Genomic DNA, 17,342 nt, shown 5'->3' with positions numbered 1-17,342 from the left:
ACCATAAAATTTATGTTTTAGCATTGTTTTTTCAAACAATCAGACTATAATAGAAAGCAAGAGGTGATATAAAATGAATGAAACATTACAAACAATTGCACAAAGAAAAAGTTGTCGTAGTTATCGAAGTGAAATGATTAAAGACGAAGAACTTCAAGCGATTTTAAAAGCAGGAATTCAAGCACCTAGTGCGATGAATAGACAGTTATGTGAAATCTACGCTATTACCAATCCAAGCTATATTGATGAACTCACTGAAGCTATCAAAAAAGTAAGTGAAGAACGTGGTGAAAAGAAACCAGATACTTATCATTTCTCTTATCATGCACCAATACTATTGATTGTCAGTGGTCCTGAATATGATTCAAGACGTGTAGAAGATGGTAGCTGTATGTTGGAAAATATCTTTCTAGCAGCAACAAGTCTAAACATTGGTTCATGCTGGATCAATCAACTCCGTGATACACAAGATGTTGATGAAGTAAGAAATATTTTAAATAAAATGGGTATTCCTCATAATCATCAAGTTGTTGGTTGTGCTTCTATTGGTTATGTCAATCAAGAAACACCTACCAAAGATAAAAATGAAAATCGTATTCATATTGTTAAATAAGGGATAAAGAAAGAGGCTCAAATGAGCCTCTTTCTTTGGGTATATGTTTGTAATATTAAGATTAACCGATGTATAATGGTTGGTCATTTCCAACGACTTCACCAGTTTTTGTTGTCGCAACATAATATACAGAAGAATCTTCTGGTTTATAGTAAACCTCTAATGTATCAATAGTTGTCATTTTAACACCTTTTGATTTAACATCCTCTTTTACTAACTTCTCAATAGATGTTGTTTCAACGTTTTTATTATGAAATTGTACTTGTAATTTAATTTTCACTGCGTCCCCTCCTTAATACATATTATAAATGAAAGCGTTTTACATTGCAATAAATTACTTCATTTACCTCCAACAATATACCACTTTTTTAAGAAATACTCAAATTTTTCTTGAATTTTTTATACTTATTCCTCATTTTTAAGTCTTTTTGTTAAAAATATTATCATAATCTCGCTATAAACAAGATATTTTATCAATTTATCTTATCTCCAATACAATCATCTCATATCCTTGATCTATCATTTCTTGAATTGATAAATCTTGATTCACATTCTTTTCTAAAAAAATAGGACAAATATAATATTTCTGATTCTTTTCTTCAATGATTTGACAATATTTTATTTGATTTCTTTGACATTCGACTTGATCATCTATACTTTCAAAGATTAATGTTGGATATTCATCAATAGTTTCAGTAGCTGGGCCATAAAAATAAGAAGTGACCTTTAAAGAATCAACATTTTGATGACTTCCTTGACAATTTTCAAATTGATATCCAATATAAACATATTGAATCGGTGGTATCCCATCTCTATTTTCATTTGTTTTCATGAATAAAAGCGGTCTATCTATAATCTCTCCATCTTTATAATGTCTTATTTCTATAACTTTTACATCTTTACGTGAAATATCAATTTCTACTTGAAAGAAATAATCATAATCACGGTCTTGCATTTCATCCGCTGTTTCATTAAGATGATTGACTTCAGTTAGTGAAACAATTTCTTTTTCTTGACAACCCCACATGAAAACTATCAACATCAATAAAATAACAAATCTTTTCATGATGATCACTTCCTCTTTTTTATTATATCTTATAAATAGTGTTTTGATATAAAAAAGAAAGGTTTTATTTTTATTAAAACATCACTAAATTCAATGATTGAGGGCAAACATGAAAATGATAAACATCTTCCTTGTATTCCTCTCCATCCAAGTTACCACTTTGTTGGCAGTAAACAGTTGCTTCTTTGACTTTGTAATAATGAACTTCATGTCTTTTATGTAACTGGTGTGTTAAAAGATATGTCACCAGATAAGGAATCTTTATTTTAGGTACATAATCAACAACACAAATATCCATATAGCCATCTTGAATTTGTGCTTGAGGTGTAATTTGAAAACCACCACCATAATATTGACCATTATTTAATGTACATAAAATAACAGGTCCATCAAATAAACATGTACCATTGCTGACAATCTTCACATTTTGTTTTTCATATTGAAAAACTTGTTTAAAAATAGAAACAATATAACTCTGTGATTCTGGAATCAATGGAATATTGGGTATATCTTTGACCTTATTTGCGATAATACTATCCAAACCAAAACAGGCAGAATTTAAATAGTAGCGATTATTGATTTGAATTGTATCTACTTTTTGTGATGATTGTTGTAAGGATTGTATAAGTATTTTTTGAATATTTTTTTCTTTTGTCAAGGTACGACAAAAATCATTCCCTGTTCCAAATGGCAATACAACAAGTTCATGATCTGTGTAAACGAGTGCCTGTAAAAGACCATTGATTGTTCCGTCTCCTCCAACAGCATAAAATCTAGATGGTTGTAGACATGCCTTGATATATTTTTGACTATCCTGCATTGAGGTTGTATAAACAATCTCATAAGGAATATCTTGCATGACTGTTTGAATCATGCTTTCTAAATCATGATGACGTTTTGTATCATGCATCATAAAAATATGTTTCATCTTTCCCTCTCCTACTTACAATATGTTATATATCTTTGAAAACTCCCTTTTTGAATCGTTGCCTGATTTTCAATATGATAACCTATCTCCATTAATTTATTATTCATGGAGATGTGAGAAATAAGCACAAGTTCCCCAGCAATTGCTCTTGTCTTTTCTAAGAGTTCACATTGTTGTTGATAGGTAAATGGACTATATACCCCATAAGGGATATCTAAAATACAAACATCATATGTTTGCTTTAATTCTTTCATATCCATTCTTTGAATAAGTAAGGGATCATAACCATAATGTTCTAAATTCAATCTTGCTTGATAGGCAACATATTTATTAATATCAAATCCAACAATGTTTGCTTTCATGCTCAACCCTTCTAAAACAACGGTTCCAATTCCACAACATGGATCAACAACTGTTTTAAATAAATCATTCCCCAACGCTATATTCATAACTGCTCTTGCATCTTTTAAAGCCAGTGAGTGAGAATATGAATAAGGTTTATCTTGATGTTGATTCCAGATCATATTATTTTCATAAATACCAAAGTACCATATCTGATTTATTTTTGTGAGTGCTAATATGATTTGAGGATGATGCATATTGACTGAACCGGCAATAGGTAAAGCTATCTTTTTACATTTTTCCAGTGATTCTCGATAAGGAACATGGGTTATCTCATTTTTTAAATAAATGACTTTAAAATCATAAAAACAATAATTCTGTTGTTCAATGAAATGAACTATCTCATCGAAACAACTATTCTCATATAAAATCTTTAATTTTCCTCTTATATAACCACTTCTTGTATAATCAAAATCCTGTGTTGTTATATGATATTTACTTTTCATATTTTCATGAAAAATACATCTAAATTCCATTTCACATAAATCTTTTTCATGAGGCGAATAATTATATACATATAAATATTTAAACATGTTTCCCTCTTTTCTTACATTTTTGTTATCTTGACTATTTATAGTATACATAAATTTAGAAATGTTGTAAAATAGAGATACGTTTGGGAGGTGTTTTTTATTTTTGGGATTGATTATTTAAAAACACATTTTACACATTATCAAAGATATATTATTGTGGCTATATTTTCTATGTTTTTACCTTTTTATATGTGTGGAGCTATTCTTATTTTTTTAACACTTCGTTTATTATGGAAAGGTGAAATTCAAGATGTTTATAAACAAATTCCTAAGAGTCGTTTTATTATTTATTTTTGTATATTAAGTGCTATTGTTTCTTTGATTTATCAAAACTATTATGGAGTTGTCTGTAGTATTGGTTTATTGGTTATATTATCTTTTGTTCTTTATTATCGTGTTCATATTAATTTAAGATTATTTGAATATATCACAAATTGTTTAATTGTTTTAAGTATTTTTGCTGCACTTTATGGACTCATTGAATATATTGGTATTTTAAATTCTTATAATATTGATCAATTTGAAATTATGATTTTTAATCGTCCACAAGACCGTATTAACTCTGTTTTTTTTAATGCGAATTATTATGCTATGATGATTGAATTCTTTGTATGTATAACATTTTATAAGATATTAAAAATAAAAAATATAAAACTCGAATGGAAAAGATTTATTTATTATGCATCCGTGATTGCTTTAAATCTGTTTGTTTTATTATTAACAGCCTGCCGTACGGCATGGCCTGCACTGGCTGGTGGTATACTGATTATGTTGATTGTTGATAAACACTATAAAACATGTTCAGTCATTTTAGGTATTGTTATTTTTGCATGTATCTATTTCTTATTGAATCCATCACAATTTCCTCGTGTTGATAATATTATTGATTATTTTATGACACGTGCTGGTATCTGGGAAGTAGCTATTCAAAACATTATCACACATCCATTATTTGGTGAAGGACCGATGACTTATATGCACATTTATTCATTATATAATGGTCATCCAACAGAACATGCTCATAGTATTTATCTTGATCCATTATTATGCTTTGGAATTGTTGGATTAATGACAATTGCTCCTTATATTTATTCTAACATTCAAAGGTTATATCATTTATGGAAATTAAAAATAGATAAGACACTTGTCGCTTTAGTGATTTCTTTTACAGTTATGATTTTTATACATGGATTATTAGATTATACTATTTTCTTTGTTCAAACAGGATTCTTATATCTTTTAATCGCAAGTTCTTTTGATATCTATAAAAAACCTTTGAATAAATACGAAAGCCTACGCAAGTAGGTTTTTTATGTTATAATAAATAAGAGGAGTGTGATATCTATGCATAAATGGTTCTGGTATTCTTTAAACCCTGAAGAAAAATTTCAGCGTTATAAACATTCACTTTGGCTTTTGATTCTTGCTATCATAGTGCTTTTCATTAAGTTCGATTTGATAATTGCACTTGGTTATTCTCTTGTCCTCATTATTTTTTCATATCTTGGTTATAAACATTTTCAAAGAGAAGCTATGGCATATAAAGAAAGAAAAAGTTGTCAAAAGACGTTATAAACGTTTTATGACAACTTTTTAAAATAAACCTAAGCGATGCAATTCATGATAAATTCCATCATCCTGTACACTTTCACATATAGCATCCCCATATTGCTTTAACTCCTGAGAACCGTTCCCCATAACAACACCATGTCCACATGCTTGAATCATTGCACAATCATTCATACTATCTCCAAAAGCAATCGTATCTTGGATAGGGACATGAAGATAATCACAAACCTTTTGCACTGCAACACCTTTATCTGTTTCTTTTAAAATAATTTCACCATTAATCACATCTTGTGAAAAGATTTCATGAATGACAAAATGAAACTTATCAGACAGAATACGTTTTGGTTCTTCTAACTGTTTTTCATTTTCACACATAAAACAGATTTTTTGAACAGGTATAGGATTATTATCATAGTCTTTTAATGGATGTATATTAAAATGTTCCTTTTGTTCATTTAATAAACGTTGTAACTCGGAATTTAAATTTTCTCCATCTTTTAAACGATGTTTGACAAATTCATAATTCATCTTTTCGTCTTGAAAAGTGATATGATTTGTTTCCAAATTATATAAAACATGATGTTGTTCAAAAACATCTCTTGCTAGACGAATATCTTCCTCTAAAAGACATGTTTCAAATATCTTTTGACCATGCACTTCAATATATCCCCCAGCACTACAGATCATGCCATCAAAACCTAATGAAAATAATGGTCTTGTTCCAGCATAACTTCTTCCAGTACACAAAAAGACTTCATGTCCATTATGTTGGACTTGATGGATAGCTTCTTTAACCTTTGGTGATACTTCACCATCTGGTAATGTGAGTGTTCCATCGACATCTAAAAATATTAGTTTCTTGTTCATTCAACCACCCCTTTTTTATCATAACCAATTTTTATAGAAAATGAAAATCCATTTCATAAATTGAAACTACAAACGTTTTTCAAAATGTCCGTCTACAGACATACCTTCAAAAAATAAAGTAAAAGCTTGTGAATCTATTTCTTTTAAAATATGCTTCAAATGATTCACTTCATATTTACTAATAACAGTCACCATAACATATGTATCATCTTTTGTATAGGCACCTTTTCCCTGCCAGAAAGTCATTCCACGTCCCATTTCCAATAAAACCTTATCTTGAATTTCTAAATGTTTTGTAAAAATAACACATGTCACATTTATATTTTGATAATGTGTCTTATCCAATACAAGGGTAAAACATGTTGTATAAATTGCTGAATAGATAGCTATTTCAATATGAAACAAAAAGGCACAGATCATATAAATAACAAGATTAATACCTAATGATAGCTTTCCTACTGAAAAATGAGGAAGTTTCTTAGTAAAATATACACCTAATATATCTAAACCTCCGCCACTTCCAGAGCAACGTAAAGTCAAACCAATTCCAAACCCTGTTACGATTCCTCCGATAATACAGTTTGTTAAAATATCATCTACTAAAGGTGTTGTTGGAATCATAATAAAAGTTAAGAAAACCGTTTGTGAAATAACTGATAATAATGTTCTTACAAAAAAACGCTTAGAAATTGTTCGATAAGCTAACATAAACAATGGAATATTGATTAAGAAATTAATAATTCCTGATATATCTATTGTACTTTTACCTATTACTTGTTCTATAATTGTTCTTATAATTTGTGCAATTCCTAATACCCCACTACTATATAATTGCATTGGTACAACAAATAAGTTAATACCTAATGCAAAAATAAACGATCCCACAACAATGAAAAAATATCTTTTAATTTCTTGTTTCATCTTTCATTCTCCTTTATAAAGAAAAAAACGCATAAGCGTTTTAATACATGGTGCCGACAACAGGAATTGAACCTGCAACCTGATCATTACGAGTGACCTGCTCTACCGATTGGAGCTATGTCGGCATCTGTTAGTATTATAATACAAAAAAGAATAGATTTCCACTATTCCTTTGGTGCAATTTTCTTTAATAAACCAACATGTTGTAATCTTGGTGATATAACCATATAAAGTATTGTTGATAAAATCACTGCTATAATCGCATTAATAGATGTTGTGATGGCATTCCATGAAGCTAATGCTTTGGCTGCATTGTCGGGTGCTCCTAAAATAAAAGCTGTATAAAAATAAGAAAAAATCGGTTCTCCAATCACATTAAATAACATTCCTGCAAAAGTTGATAAGAATACTGCCTTCCATAAAGCCTTTCCTTGTTGATGCTGAATATGAAAAAGACGATGAGCAACAAAACCTGTAATGATACCAATACCTAATTTCAATATCATCGTTTTAGGAGCAACAATCACATATGATGGATCAAGTAAATCCCCTATTCCCATTCCAATAGCACCTGCGACACCTCCCGGTACACCACCTAATAATAAGGAAGCCAATACGCAAAATGTATTTCCTAAATGAAATGATGTGAATCCTCCCGGTGTAGGAATTTTAATTTGTAAAAACATAAATGATATATAACACAATGCTGCCATCAATCCAATAACAACAATCTTTAATATTTTCGTATTCATCTCTATCACCTCAATATATACCACAGTATATACGATTACAAGCCATATGAAAATAGACAATTTTATATTTTTAAAAGTTTATTCAATATTTGTCCATTTCATAATTGTTTTCTGGATATGAGGATATAAATAATGGATTGGATAATAAATAAGAATACCTATAGTGGTGCTACACAGATGAATAATGATATCTCCAAAATCATATACATATTGAATATAATAGCTTAAAAAATTGATTAATAATTGAACATTTTCTATACCAAATATAACAGCTATAGAAATCATGATTGTTTTTTTGAGAGAAAATTCTTTTTTTAATATGAAACCAAATGGAATAAATAATGCTAAATGAAAAAACGCATATTCGGGTAGTAGTTCAAACCTTACTGAAGGTGGGTAAAAATCAACTGCCCACCTTAATTCTTCTACAAAATAGTAAACTCCACCGGGATCTAAAACAAAAGGAAAAAACAACATACATATGACAAATGATACATATAATCCTACACATAATGCGTAAAAAAGGCTTCTTTTCTTAAAGAAATACATAAAACAAAAAATAACTATTGAAATCAAAATAAATAATGGATAAGAAAACTCTATCACTTCCATATTGAAAACCTCCACATTCTTTTATTCTATATTATGATAAAGATGTGGATTTTACGTATAGACAGTTTTAAGATAAAGTTAAAAATAAAGTAAAAGTATATATTTTAACGTTTAACTGGAAACTTTGCATTAGGATAAATCATTTCCATTCTTTGATCTGGAAATTGTTGATCAATATATCTTTCAACACTATTTTGGGCTTTTAAGCCATTTTGTCTTTGGGAATAACGTGATAAAGCTAATCCCGACATCAAGATATTAAAAGTCATAAAAACAACAAAACACCATGTCATAATAACACCTTTTTTATATGTGATTTTTTCAATCCATGATGAAAGAACTGGATAAATCATTTTAATCCATACCACAGCAACAATTCCCCAAAAGAAACAAAACAATAAATTAATACGACCACCTAAATTAAAAGGAAGATGACTATAATCCCAAAAAACAGTTCCAAAAACAATTTCAGTAAAAACACTACAGGCATATTCATAAGCCCCACCAACAAGAGTACCAAACATAAAGATAAAGCGATCACTTCTATCACGATATTGATATAAAAGTAAAGTCAAAACAGCACAACCAATACCCCAAACAATAGAAAATGGTCCATAAACAACACTGCTACGACTCATAAGTGTTCCTGTTGTCATATAACAGAAAATCGTTTCTACAATATCTCCTAAAAAAGCACCTATAAAAAACAACCAGACAAGTTTATAAAAAGAACATCCTTTCGCAAAAATAACATTCTTTTTTGGACGAGGTGTATTTAAGATTTCCTTTTTATCCAAATGAGGATAAGCAGATACAAAGTGTTTTAATGTCCACTCTGATATTTTCATACCTAAACGATCTGCTGTTTTTTGCATATTTTCAGACACATCTTTCACAATACCTTTTTTCACACGTGAACGTGTACTTAAAATACCAGTTAATGTCCCCAATAAATCAATCCCCATAATAATGAGTAAGATAATTAATATTATCTCTCTTATAGACATAGGAATCCAATGTAAAACACCTAATAGTAATGGTTCAATAAACTCTATACTGATAACTGCCATCAACCCCCAAAGAATTGTATAAGGCATATGAACATAACTTCCAAATTGAAATTTTTTATGAGAACAATCCCACCATTTATGATGAAAGATTTGTTGTAAAAGAAAACCGGTTAAATAAACCACCATAAAAACAATAATAGCTCCACCTAAAAAGAGAAAGAACCACTGTCCTTTTAAATCATGTAAAAGGACTGCAAATAAAACACCACAAATCCCATAAGAAGGACAATAAGGTCCATATAAAAAACCAACATCAATAAATCGATGACGACGGTAAGCCGCTAGTACAGTTCCTATCAACCATCCTATAAAAGAATAAACAAAAAATATTCCTAACTGATCATAAATAAAACTTTCCATCATTTTCCTCCATTGATAATGTATATATCATAATGAATATTTATGAATAATTCATGAAGAAAAAAGAAAAAAATCAGAAAGATTTCCGATTTTACTTAACAGGTGTTGTACATTCAATAATATTTCCTTCACTATCCACAATTTCAACAACCCAATTCTCTTTAATTTGTGTCATAGGAAAATGAACAAGCTTTCCTTTCATTTGTTTATTTAATGTTTCTAATGATTCAAATTCAAAACTTGGTAAACAATTACTTCCAAAAGAATGCTTTTCATTCACTTTTTGATAGGCAAACAAGCCTAGACGAAACCCATGAATATCAAAAACACTATAAATATCATCATAAACAGTCACATCTTGTTGTAAAAAAAGATTCATAAAAGGCAACAGCACGTTGCATATCTTCTACACATAGATATAAAGACCTTAATTGACAAAACATATTATTCCCTTTCTATTCTTTCAATAGCTTCACAAATAGATGATACAAGATGTGTTGCTTCTTTTTGCACTATTTCTGGTGAATCATAAAAAGTAAATGAACAATCAGCACTCTCCAACATAGGAATATCATTATAAGAATCACCGATACCATAGACATAATCTAAATGAAGTAATGATTTTAACTTTTTAATAGCTTCACCTTTAGAACATCCTCTTTTAACAATATCTATATATTCCTTATTTTGAAAAGCCATAATTTCTTTATATGTTGCATTTAAATCATATGTCCATTGTTTTGCCTGTTTTTCATTAACAGCATTTATAGATAATCCAAAAATATGATCATCACCAATACAATCAATAGATTCAACATATGTTTGAGCTAAAGGAATTTGAGAATTTTGAACTAATGTATAAATACGAAAATCAGCTTGAATAGACACTTCTGCTTTTTCATGATATTGTTCAAAAATTGTCTTTGTGATAGCTTTTGATAAAGTCTGTTCATATAAAACATGACCTTCTTTATCTAAAATACAAGCCCCACTACTGACAATATAGAAATCTGGTTGAATACAGTTTTCAAGATAATGTTGTACCCCAATCAATGGTCTTCCTGTACACAAACCAAATAAGTGATGCTTTTGAAAAGCAAGAATAGCTTTTCGATCATCTTCTTTCACACCATCTTCAAAATATAAAGTTCCATCAAAATCACTGGCTAATGCTTTCATTCTTTCTCCTCCAAATATTTTTTAATCATTTCTAATTCTTCTTTTTTAATACAATGCGGTATTAAATTTTCAAAAACAACCCTCTGACATTCTTCAAAAGATAGCCATTTTACACTTTCAATTTCTTCTTTTTGAAGTGTCATTTCACCATCATACCATAAAACATAAACACGTGATACTTGGACATTATGAAATGGCTGTTTATGAAAAATATGGAAGCTATCACTATAGCTTGTACCAATATAATGCAGTTGACCAATCGTTGCCTCAACACCTAATTCTTCTTTTAATTCACGTAACGCTGAAGTTTCAAAGTCACTCCCTGCTATAATATGTCCTGCACTGGAAATATCATAACAACCCGGATAAGAATCTTTATTTAAACTTCTTTTTTGTAATAATATTTCTATATCATCACGTTGTCTTAATAGCCAGACATGACTTGTGCGATGTCTTATTCCATGACGATGAGCATATTCTCTTTCAACAACCTGACCAGTTGGTTGTCCATTTTCATCAACAATATCCAAATATTCCATGTATCTTTTCCTTTCATTAAATCAAAGATAAAATCTTTAATACCCAAATCCAAAACGTCAATGTAAAACCACTCAATAATGTTGTCAACATCACAGCATTACTACTTAATACACCTGTATATCCCATATTTTTTGCCATCACAAAGCACGTAACAGTAGAAGCTGAACCTAACATCACTAAAATAGCCACAAGTTCTTCATTTCTAAATCCAAAAAGAATAGCCATTGGTAAAAAAATAGCACAAAAGCCAATGAGTTTAAAAAATGTAGCTATACAAGCAGGCTTCATTTGACTAATGGCTTTTTTCAATTCAAAGGAAGCTCCCATTGCAATTAAACCTAAAGGTGTTGCTGTATTGGCTATGTAGGACACACTCTTAGATAAAATCACAGGCATTGATAAATGACATAAAGACCAGATAACCCCTACAACAATACCAATAATAATAGGATTGGTTAATATACCTAGACATGTCTTTTTCAATAATTGTAAATCTAAATTTTGTGATTGTCCAAATGAAAGAATAATCACAGCAAAAATATTGTACAATGGAACACTCCCAATAATCATCAATGGTCCCATTGTAGAATGACCATATATATTTTGGATTAAGGCAACACCTAATAATGCAGCACTGCTACGATATGTGACTTGAACAAATTCAGCTCTTATGGATTTTTGAGTCAAAGTACAAGAAATAAAAGCTGCAATCGTAATACTTAATAAAGTGGCAACAAAACAAAAAGCAACAAATGGAAAATTCCATGCTTTATGAAAGTCAACTGTCGCAATATCTTGAAATAATAAAACAGGCAAAGGAACAAGAAAGACAAATCTGTTAAGTTGTGAAGCAAAGCTTTCATGAATCCATCCTACCTTTTTTAAAATCATTCCTAAAACCATCATGAAAAAGACAGGGACAGTTGCATTTAAACTAAAAATTAAGTTTTCCATTTAATCCTCTGGAAACAAGATTTTTAATATACGTTCTAATCCTTGTTCATCAATAGAACGACAAATCAAATCTGATTTTTGTTTTAATAATTCAACTGCATTGCCCATTGCGACACCCACTTCACAATATTCAAACATTTCTAAATCGTTGACTCCATCTCCAAAGGCATAAGTTTCATGGCGACTCATGTGATAATAATCTAATACTTTTTGAATACCTACAGCTTTTGAAACAGTTGGAGAAAAGAACTCAAAAGCATTTTCACTGCCATGTTCATCATGATGGATAACACAACTAAATCTTTCTTTAATATATTGTTCTATTTGTGCTTTATCTTTATTTGTAACATTAGCTTCAATTTTAATGGTTCTTTTTAAAACTTCATCTTTATCAAAATCACGTTTAAACATCTCTTTAAAACCTCTCGTAGAGAAAAATTGATAAAGTTCTTGAAAACTATGATCAATATAAATAGAATTTGCTGTTTCAATCATATAATCACATTTTAAATCCTCTAACATCTGTACTGTCTGTATACATAAATCATAATCCATACAACCCTCAAAGATAGATTGACCGTCAATTTCTACATATCCCCCGTTTGCAAGAACATAACCATCAAAACCGACTTTCAAGAAATGTTGATTCATCATGGCTTTAGGTCTACCTGAACAAATCAATATTTTATGTCCTTGTTTTTGAATCCTTTTCAATTCATGAATAACACCTTCAGGTATTTCTAAAATACCTCTATTGCCATCAACCAATGTTCCATCTACATCAAAAAATAATAACTTAGACCTCATAAACTTCCCCCTATGATGTTCATTATACAAGAAAATCATTTTATCCTTTTATTTTTTCTAAGATTGAAAGAAAGCTTAATATTGATGATTGCATAAAAAGAGATAAGAATTTATCTTATCCCTATTCACTACGTAAAGCAGATACTGGATCACTTTTCGCTGCTTTCTTTGAAGGAATAATACCACCAATAAGTGTAAGAATAACACTTAAAACAATGAGAATCACTCCTCCAACTACTGGTAACGATGCACTCACATCAATATTACCAGCAATAGAATGAATAATCATATTACCCGGTATCAACAATAATAAAGTAATTACAATTCCTAAAACACCTGCTAATAAACCAACAATAAATGTTTCTGCATTAAAGACTTGTGAAATATTACGTTTCGAAGCTCCAATAGCACGTAAAATACCTATTTCTTTTTGACGTTCCAAAACACTAATATAAGTAATAACCCCTATCATAATAGAAGATACAACCAATGAAATAGCTACGAATGCTATTAAGACATAACTAATAACATTAATAATATCTGTTACAGATGACATCAATGTTCCAACATAGTCAGTATATGAAATAACTTTATCTTCATCTGTTTTTTCCATCTTGGCATTATAATTATCCAAAATATCAATCACATTCTGTTTTGTTTCAAAATCTTTAGGATAAATATTAATTCCACTTGGCTCATCAAAATTGGCATATCCCAAAAGTTTTAAATTATTTTCATATGTTGAAGTTTCTGTTGTCATTAAAGACATCATTAATTCTGATAATTCTTCTTCATCCATGTTCATTTGAATAGATTCAGCAAAAACATCAGGATTGATTTGGATAGCTGATTGCATATTTTGAGCTAAAGTACCCATCTGTTTTGTCATTTGTGCATTGATCTGGTCTTGAATAGATTTTGACATTTGAGTTGTATATTGACTAATTATAGATTGCATTTGCGTTTGCAGTAGTGTTGCAAACTGATCTGTTAAACCACTTTCTTGTAAAAGCTGAATCATTTGTTGTTGAAGTAATGTTTGAGCACGGTTTGTTGCTATATAATTCATAAAATAAGTTTGCACCTGAGTTGGATCAAGCAAATTATTTTCTGTCATATATTTTTGAAAATCTGTTGTAATAGCTTGGCTTAATGTTTCAATCTGTTCTCTTGAAAATTGTACATCTAACTGTGATAAAATATTATTCATATCAATAGTAGGCAAGGAAGACGTATCTAATTTTATTTGACTTAAATCTAGATTTCCCATACCTTTTGTTAATTGACTTTCATCAATTGTAAAAGCACTTTTTAATTTTTGTGTATTAATTGTAAATAAAGAATTCATATCAAAATCTTTATTTTCTTTTTCATCAAAACGTTTTCCAGTTAAAACATCTATTTCTTTATTTTCTAATTGTTTTTTGACTATATCACTTGATTGTGCCTGTTCGATGATATGTGTTGTTAATGTATAAGGATACCCAATTCCCGTTTTCAACATCGTTGCAGAGGCACTTTCAGAAGGTTGAACAACACCAACAATCTTTATTGTTTCTCCATTTTGAATTAATTTTTCCATATAATCATGATTTTCTCTTTTATCTTTATAAAGATCATATTTTTCATCATACTGATAATAATCACTCGCATTAACAAGTTTAAATTCTTTATTTAAGACATCTTCATAAGAATAAGACTGATTATTTTCTATTTCATCAACATCTTCTTCTTTTGCAAACTGTTCTACCATTTTATCTAATTCATCAAAATCCCTTAGTCCTAATGTATAAGACATCAAATCATTAATTTTACCACTCTTTGTTAAAACAAGGACACATTCATTATAATTTTGTGGCCAGCGCCCAGCTTTGACATCATATTGATCTTCATATAGACTCTTATCGCTAGGCATCTCAAAGAAAACATCGGTACTCATCATTGTTGACATCATACTGTTTCCACTGCTGGATGACCCTAAACCTAAAGATTGAAAAGATTGGTCTGGATGTACTTGTCGTATTTCTTTTGTATCTGTATTATAAATTTGTGGTGATACATTATAAGTATATTCCACAGCATTTGTATATTGTTTTATATTTGTATTGGATTCATCTAAATATTGTTTTAAAGAAGCCAAATCATTGGCACCAATCTTAGAAAACATATTCGTAATCATCTGTAATACTTGAATATCGCCCTCTTGTTTTTCTTCATTTTGATTATCTTGAACATCCACCATCATGGATGTCATATCAAAACCTGTACTTTGAATTTGTAGAGGATATTCTGATAACGTTTCTTCTTCAATAGATTGTATATATTGATTCACGCCATTAGAAAGCGATAATATCAAAGCAATACCAATAATACCAATCGATCCCGCAAAAGATGTTAAAATCGTTCTGGCCTTTTTAGTACGCAAGTTATTAAAACTCAAAGATAACGCTGTTAAAAATGACATTGAAGATTTACCCATGTTTTTATGTTCTGGTTTGTCCAATTTATTTTCACTTACATGATATGGATGAGAATCACTACGAATCGTTCCATCTTTCAATTCTACAATACGTGTTGCATAATCTTGAGCCAACTCTGGGTTATGTGTTACCATAACAACCAGACGATCTTTTGCGACTTCTTTTAAAAGCTCCATAACTTGAACACTTGTATCACTATCCAATGCTCCTGTTGGTTCATCAGCAAGTAAAATATCTGGATCATTCACTAATGCCCTTGCAATAGCGACACGTTGCATTTGTCCTCCAGACATCTGATTTGGCTTTTTATGTCCCTGATTACCAAGTCCTACCTGCTCTAATGCTTTTTTGGCACGTTCACGTCGCTCCGCCTTAGAAATACCAGATATTGTTAAAGCTAACTCAACATTAGATAGAACTGTCTGATGGGGAATCAAATTATAGCTTTGAAATACAAACCCAATCGTATGATTACGATATGAATCCCAATCTCTATCTTTATATTTTTTTGTAGATATTCCATTAATAATCAAATCACCTTGATCATAACGATCTAACCCACCAATAATATTCAAAAGCGTTGTCTTTCCACTTCCACTTGGTCCTAATATTGCAACAAATTCATTATCTCTTAAATTCAAACTCACACCATCCAGTGCTTTTTGAATTAAGTCACCTGTTTTATACCGCTTGTGTATATTTTTTATCTGTAACATTCTTCTATCCCCTTTATTTATGAATATCTACTATTAAATCTCTTTAATTTGAATTAAAAATGAACATTTTCATATATTTATCATTTTATATTATCTTCGACATATTTCCCGGGAAATAGATTTTTATTTCATTGAATCCAAATTGATATTTTCTAATGCAAGTAACATTCTTTTTCTTTCAAGACCCCCAGCATATCCTGTCAAACTCCCATTCGTTCCAACGACTCTATGACATGGAATAATAATAGAGATAGGATTATGTCCAACAGCACTACCTACTGCTTGAGCAGACATTGACGATTTATTCATTTGTTTGGCTATTGTTTGAGCAATAGCTTTATATGTTGTTGTTTGTCCATAAGGTATATCACACAATATTCGCCAGACTCTTTTTTGAAACTCTGTGCCTTCTGGTGCTATTTTTAATCTACTAATAGAAGGATTGCAACCATCAAAATATTCATCTAGCCACTTTTTTGTTTCTCTTAAAATAACTGTTTCCTTTGATACAGGTCTTTCTTTTATTTTTCCCATATAATATTTTTGCCCTTCTATCCACAAACCTACTAAACAATCTTCATAACTCACTAGCAATAACCTCCCTAATGGAGATTGATAATATGTCTGATTATACATGCTTTCACCCCCTTTATATTCTAACATTTTCTTTCATCCACAACAAACACTGTTCTTAAAAATGAATATCTCTTGACATTAAATATGTTTATTTATATAATACATGCGTATAGAAAAAAGGCGATGAATAGAGGAGTAATTGTTATGATGTATGACTAGAGAGTCCTGTGGGTGGAAATGGATGATAATAATAACAATGAAAAAAGACTAGGAGCTGTATTTTGGATCGTAAGTGATAAAATAACGTGTGCCACGTTACAGGCTAGACTCTGATAGGAGTTGATAAGGTTTATGTAGTGATACATAAATAAAATAGGGTGGTAACACGGTAATCTCT

General features: G+C 30.1%; 18 protein-coding genes, 1 tRNA gene and 1 other annotated feature (1 of these 20 only partly in view). Of the genes, 2 read left to right on the top strand and 17 right to left on the bottom strand.

Annotated elements, in window-relative coordinates; all coding sequences use genetic code 11:
* Positions 1-73: 73 nt before the first annotated feature.
* Positions 74-613, top strand: a complete 540-nt coding sequence (locus ACGHJ8_RS02030; RefSeq protein WP_087357149.1) for a nitroreductase — start codon at positions 74-76, stop codon at positions 611-613.
* Between the two features lie 61 nt (positions 614-674).
* Here the strand turns inward: ACGHJ8_RS02030 and ACGHJ8_RS02025 are convergent, their stop codons facing one another.
* The 4 genes from ACGHJ8_RS02025 to ACGHJ8_RS02010 form a co-directional block, all read right to left on the bottom strand.
* A complete protein-coding gene (locus tag ACGHJ8_RS02025; protein ID WP_087244848.1) occupies positions 675-893 on the bottom strand; it encodes a DUF6465 family protein in 219 nt (72 codons plus the stop codon).
* Positions 894-1,091: 198 nt separating this feature from the next.
* Positions 1,092-1,679, bottom strand: coding sequence for a hypothetical protein (locus tag ACGHJ8_RS02020; protein WP_390541407.1), 588 nt, complete (start codon positions 1,677-1,679; stop codon positions 1,092-1,094).
* Between the two features lie 73 nt (positions 1,680-1,752).
* Complete coding sequence (locus ACGHJ8_RS02015) at positions 1,753-2,607, bottom strand: diacylglycerol kinase family protein (RefSeq protein WP_087357151.1); 855 nt, start codon at positions 2,605-2,607, stop codon at positions 1,753-1,755.
* Between the two features lie 11 nt (positions 2,608-2,618).
* Entirely contained in the window at positions 2,619-3,542 is a 924-nt protein-coding gene (locus ACGHJ8_RS02010) for a TRM11 family SAM-dependent methyltransferase (RefSeq protein ID WP_390541404.1), read from the bottom strand.
* Positions 3,543-3,632: 90 nt separating this feature from the next.
* On the opposite strand from ACGHJ8_RS02010, the gene ACGHJ8_RS02005 reads away from it, so the two are divergent.
* Positions 3,633-4,847, top strand: coding sequence for an O-antigen ligase (locus ACGHJ8_RS02005; RefSeq protein ID WP_087357153.1), 1,215 nt, complete (start codon positions 3,633-3,635; stop codon positions 4,845-4,847).
* Positions 4,848-5,135: 288 nt separating this feature from the next.
* On the opposite strand, the gene ACGHJ8_RS02000 is transcribed toward ACGHJ8_RS02005, so the two are convergent.
* The 13 genes from ACGHJ8_RS02000 to ACGHJ8_RS01940 all read right to left on the bottom strand — a co-directional run bounded on the left by ACGHJ8_RS02000 (position 5,136) and on the right by ACGHJ8_RS01940 (position 17,005).
* A complete protein-coding gene (locus ACGHJ8_RS02000) occupies positions 5,136-5,978 on the bottom strand; it encodes a Cof-type HAD-IIB family hydrolase (protein ID WP_087357154.1) in 843 nt (280 codons plus the stop codon).
* Positions 5,979-6,044: 66 nt separating this feature from the next.
* On the bottom strand, positions 6,045-6,899 hold the full coding sequence (locus ACGHJ8_RS01995) for a YitT family protein (protein ID WP_205089637.1): 855 nt from the start codon (positions 6,897-6,899) through the stop codon (positions 6,045-6,047).
* A 48-nt stretch (positions 6,900-6,947) separates the two neighbouring features.
* Positions 6,948-7,024: transfer RNA gene (locus ACGHJ8_RS01990), tRNA-Thr, on the bottom strand.
* Between the two features lie 39 nt (positions 7,025-7,063).
* On the bottom strand, positions 7,064-7,651 hold the full coding sequence (locus ACGHJ8_RS01985) for an ECF transporter S component (protein ID WP_390541401.1): 588 nt from the start codon (positions 7,649-7,651) through the stop codon (positions 7,064-7,066).
* 78 nt (positions 7,652-7,729) lie between these two features.
* The gene (locus ACGHJ8_RS01980) at positions 7,730-8,263 is read right to left on the bottom strand and encodes a hypothetical protein (RefSeq protein WP_087357157.1); all 534 of its coding nucleotides are present in this window, start codon (positions 8,261-8,263) and stop codon (positions 7,730-7,732) included.
* A 104-nt stretch (positions 8,264-8,367) separates the two neighbouring features.
* Positions 8,368-9,693, bottom strand: coding sequence for a putative ABC transporter permease (locus ACGHJ8_RS01975; protein WP_390541399.1), 1,326 nt, complete (start codon positions 9,691-9,693; stop codon positions 8,368-8,370).
* Positions 9,694-9,784: 91 nt separating this feature from the next.
* Positions 9,785-10,072, bottom strand: coding sequence for a VOC family protein (locus tag ACGHJ8_RS01970; protein ID WP_390541397.1), 288 nt, complete (start codon positions 10,070-10,072; stop codon positions 9,785-9,787).
* Positions 10,073-10,137: 65 nt separating this feature from the next.
* Positions 10,138-10,872 (bottom strand): HAD family hydrolase, encoded by a 735-nt coding sequence (locus ACGHJ8_RS01965; protein ID WP_390541395.1) that lies wholly within the window; start codon positions 10,870-10,872, stop codon positions 10,138-10,140.
* Positions 10,869-11,411, bottom strand: a complete 543-nt coding sequence (locus ACGHJ8_RS01960; RefSeq protein ID WP_205089631.1) for an NUDIX domain-containing protein — start codon at positions 11,409-11,411, stop codon at positions 10,869-10,871. The genes ACGHJ8_RS01965 and ACGHJ8_RS01960 overlap by 4 nt, the downstream gene beginning before the upstream one ends.
* 16 nt (positions 11,412-11,427) lie before the next feature.
* Entirely contained in the window at positions 11,428-12,366 is a 939-nt protein-coding gene (locus ACGHJ8_RS01955; protein WP_390541393.1) for an AEC family transporter, read from the bottom strand.
* Positions 12,367-13,173: an HAD family hydrolase gene (locus tag ACGHJ8_RS01950; RefSeq protein ID WP_162607619.1), complete on the bottom strand. Its 807-nt coding sequence runs from the start codon at positions 13,171-13,173 to the stop codon at positions 12,367-12,369.
* A gap of 121 nt (positions 13,174-13,294) precedes the next feature.
* Positions 13,295-16,369, bottom strand: coding sequence for an ABC transporter ATP-binding protein/permease (locus tag ACGHJ8_RS01945; protein WP_087357164.1), 3,075 nt, complete (start codon positions 16,367-16,369; stop codon positions 13,295-13,297).
* Positions 16,370-16,492: 123 nt separating this feature from the next.
* Complete coding sequence (locus ACGHJ8_RS01940) at positions 16,493-17,005, bottom strand: methylated-DNA--[protein]-cysteine S-methyltransferase (protein ID WP_087357165.1); 513 nt, start codon at positions 17,003-17,005, stop codon at positions 16,493-16,495.
* A 114-nt stretch (positions 17,006-17,119) separates the two neighbouring features.
* Positions 17,120-17,342, top strand: a binding site (T-box leader) (it continues 10 nt past the right edge of the window).

Source organism: Massiliimicrobium timonense (assembly GCF_042850985.1).
Taxonomy (GTDB): domain Bacteria; phylum Bacillota_I; class Bacilli_A; order Erysipelotrichales; family Coprobacillaceae; genus Allocoprobacillus.
Note: the sequence above shows the minus strand (reverse complement) of the source record. Positions and strands in the feature narration are given on the sequence as shown.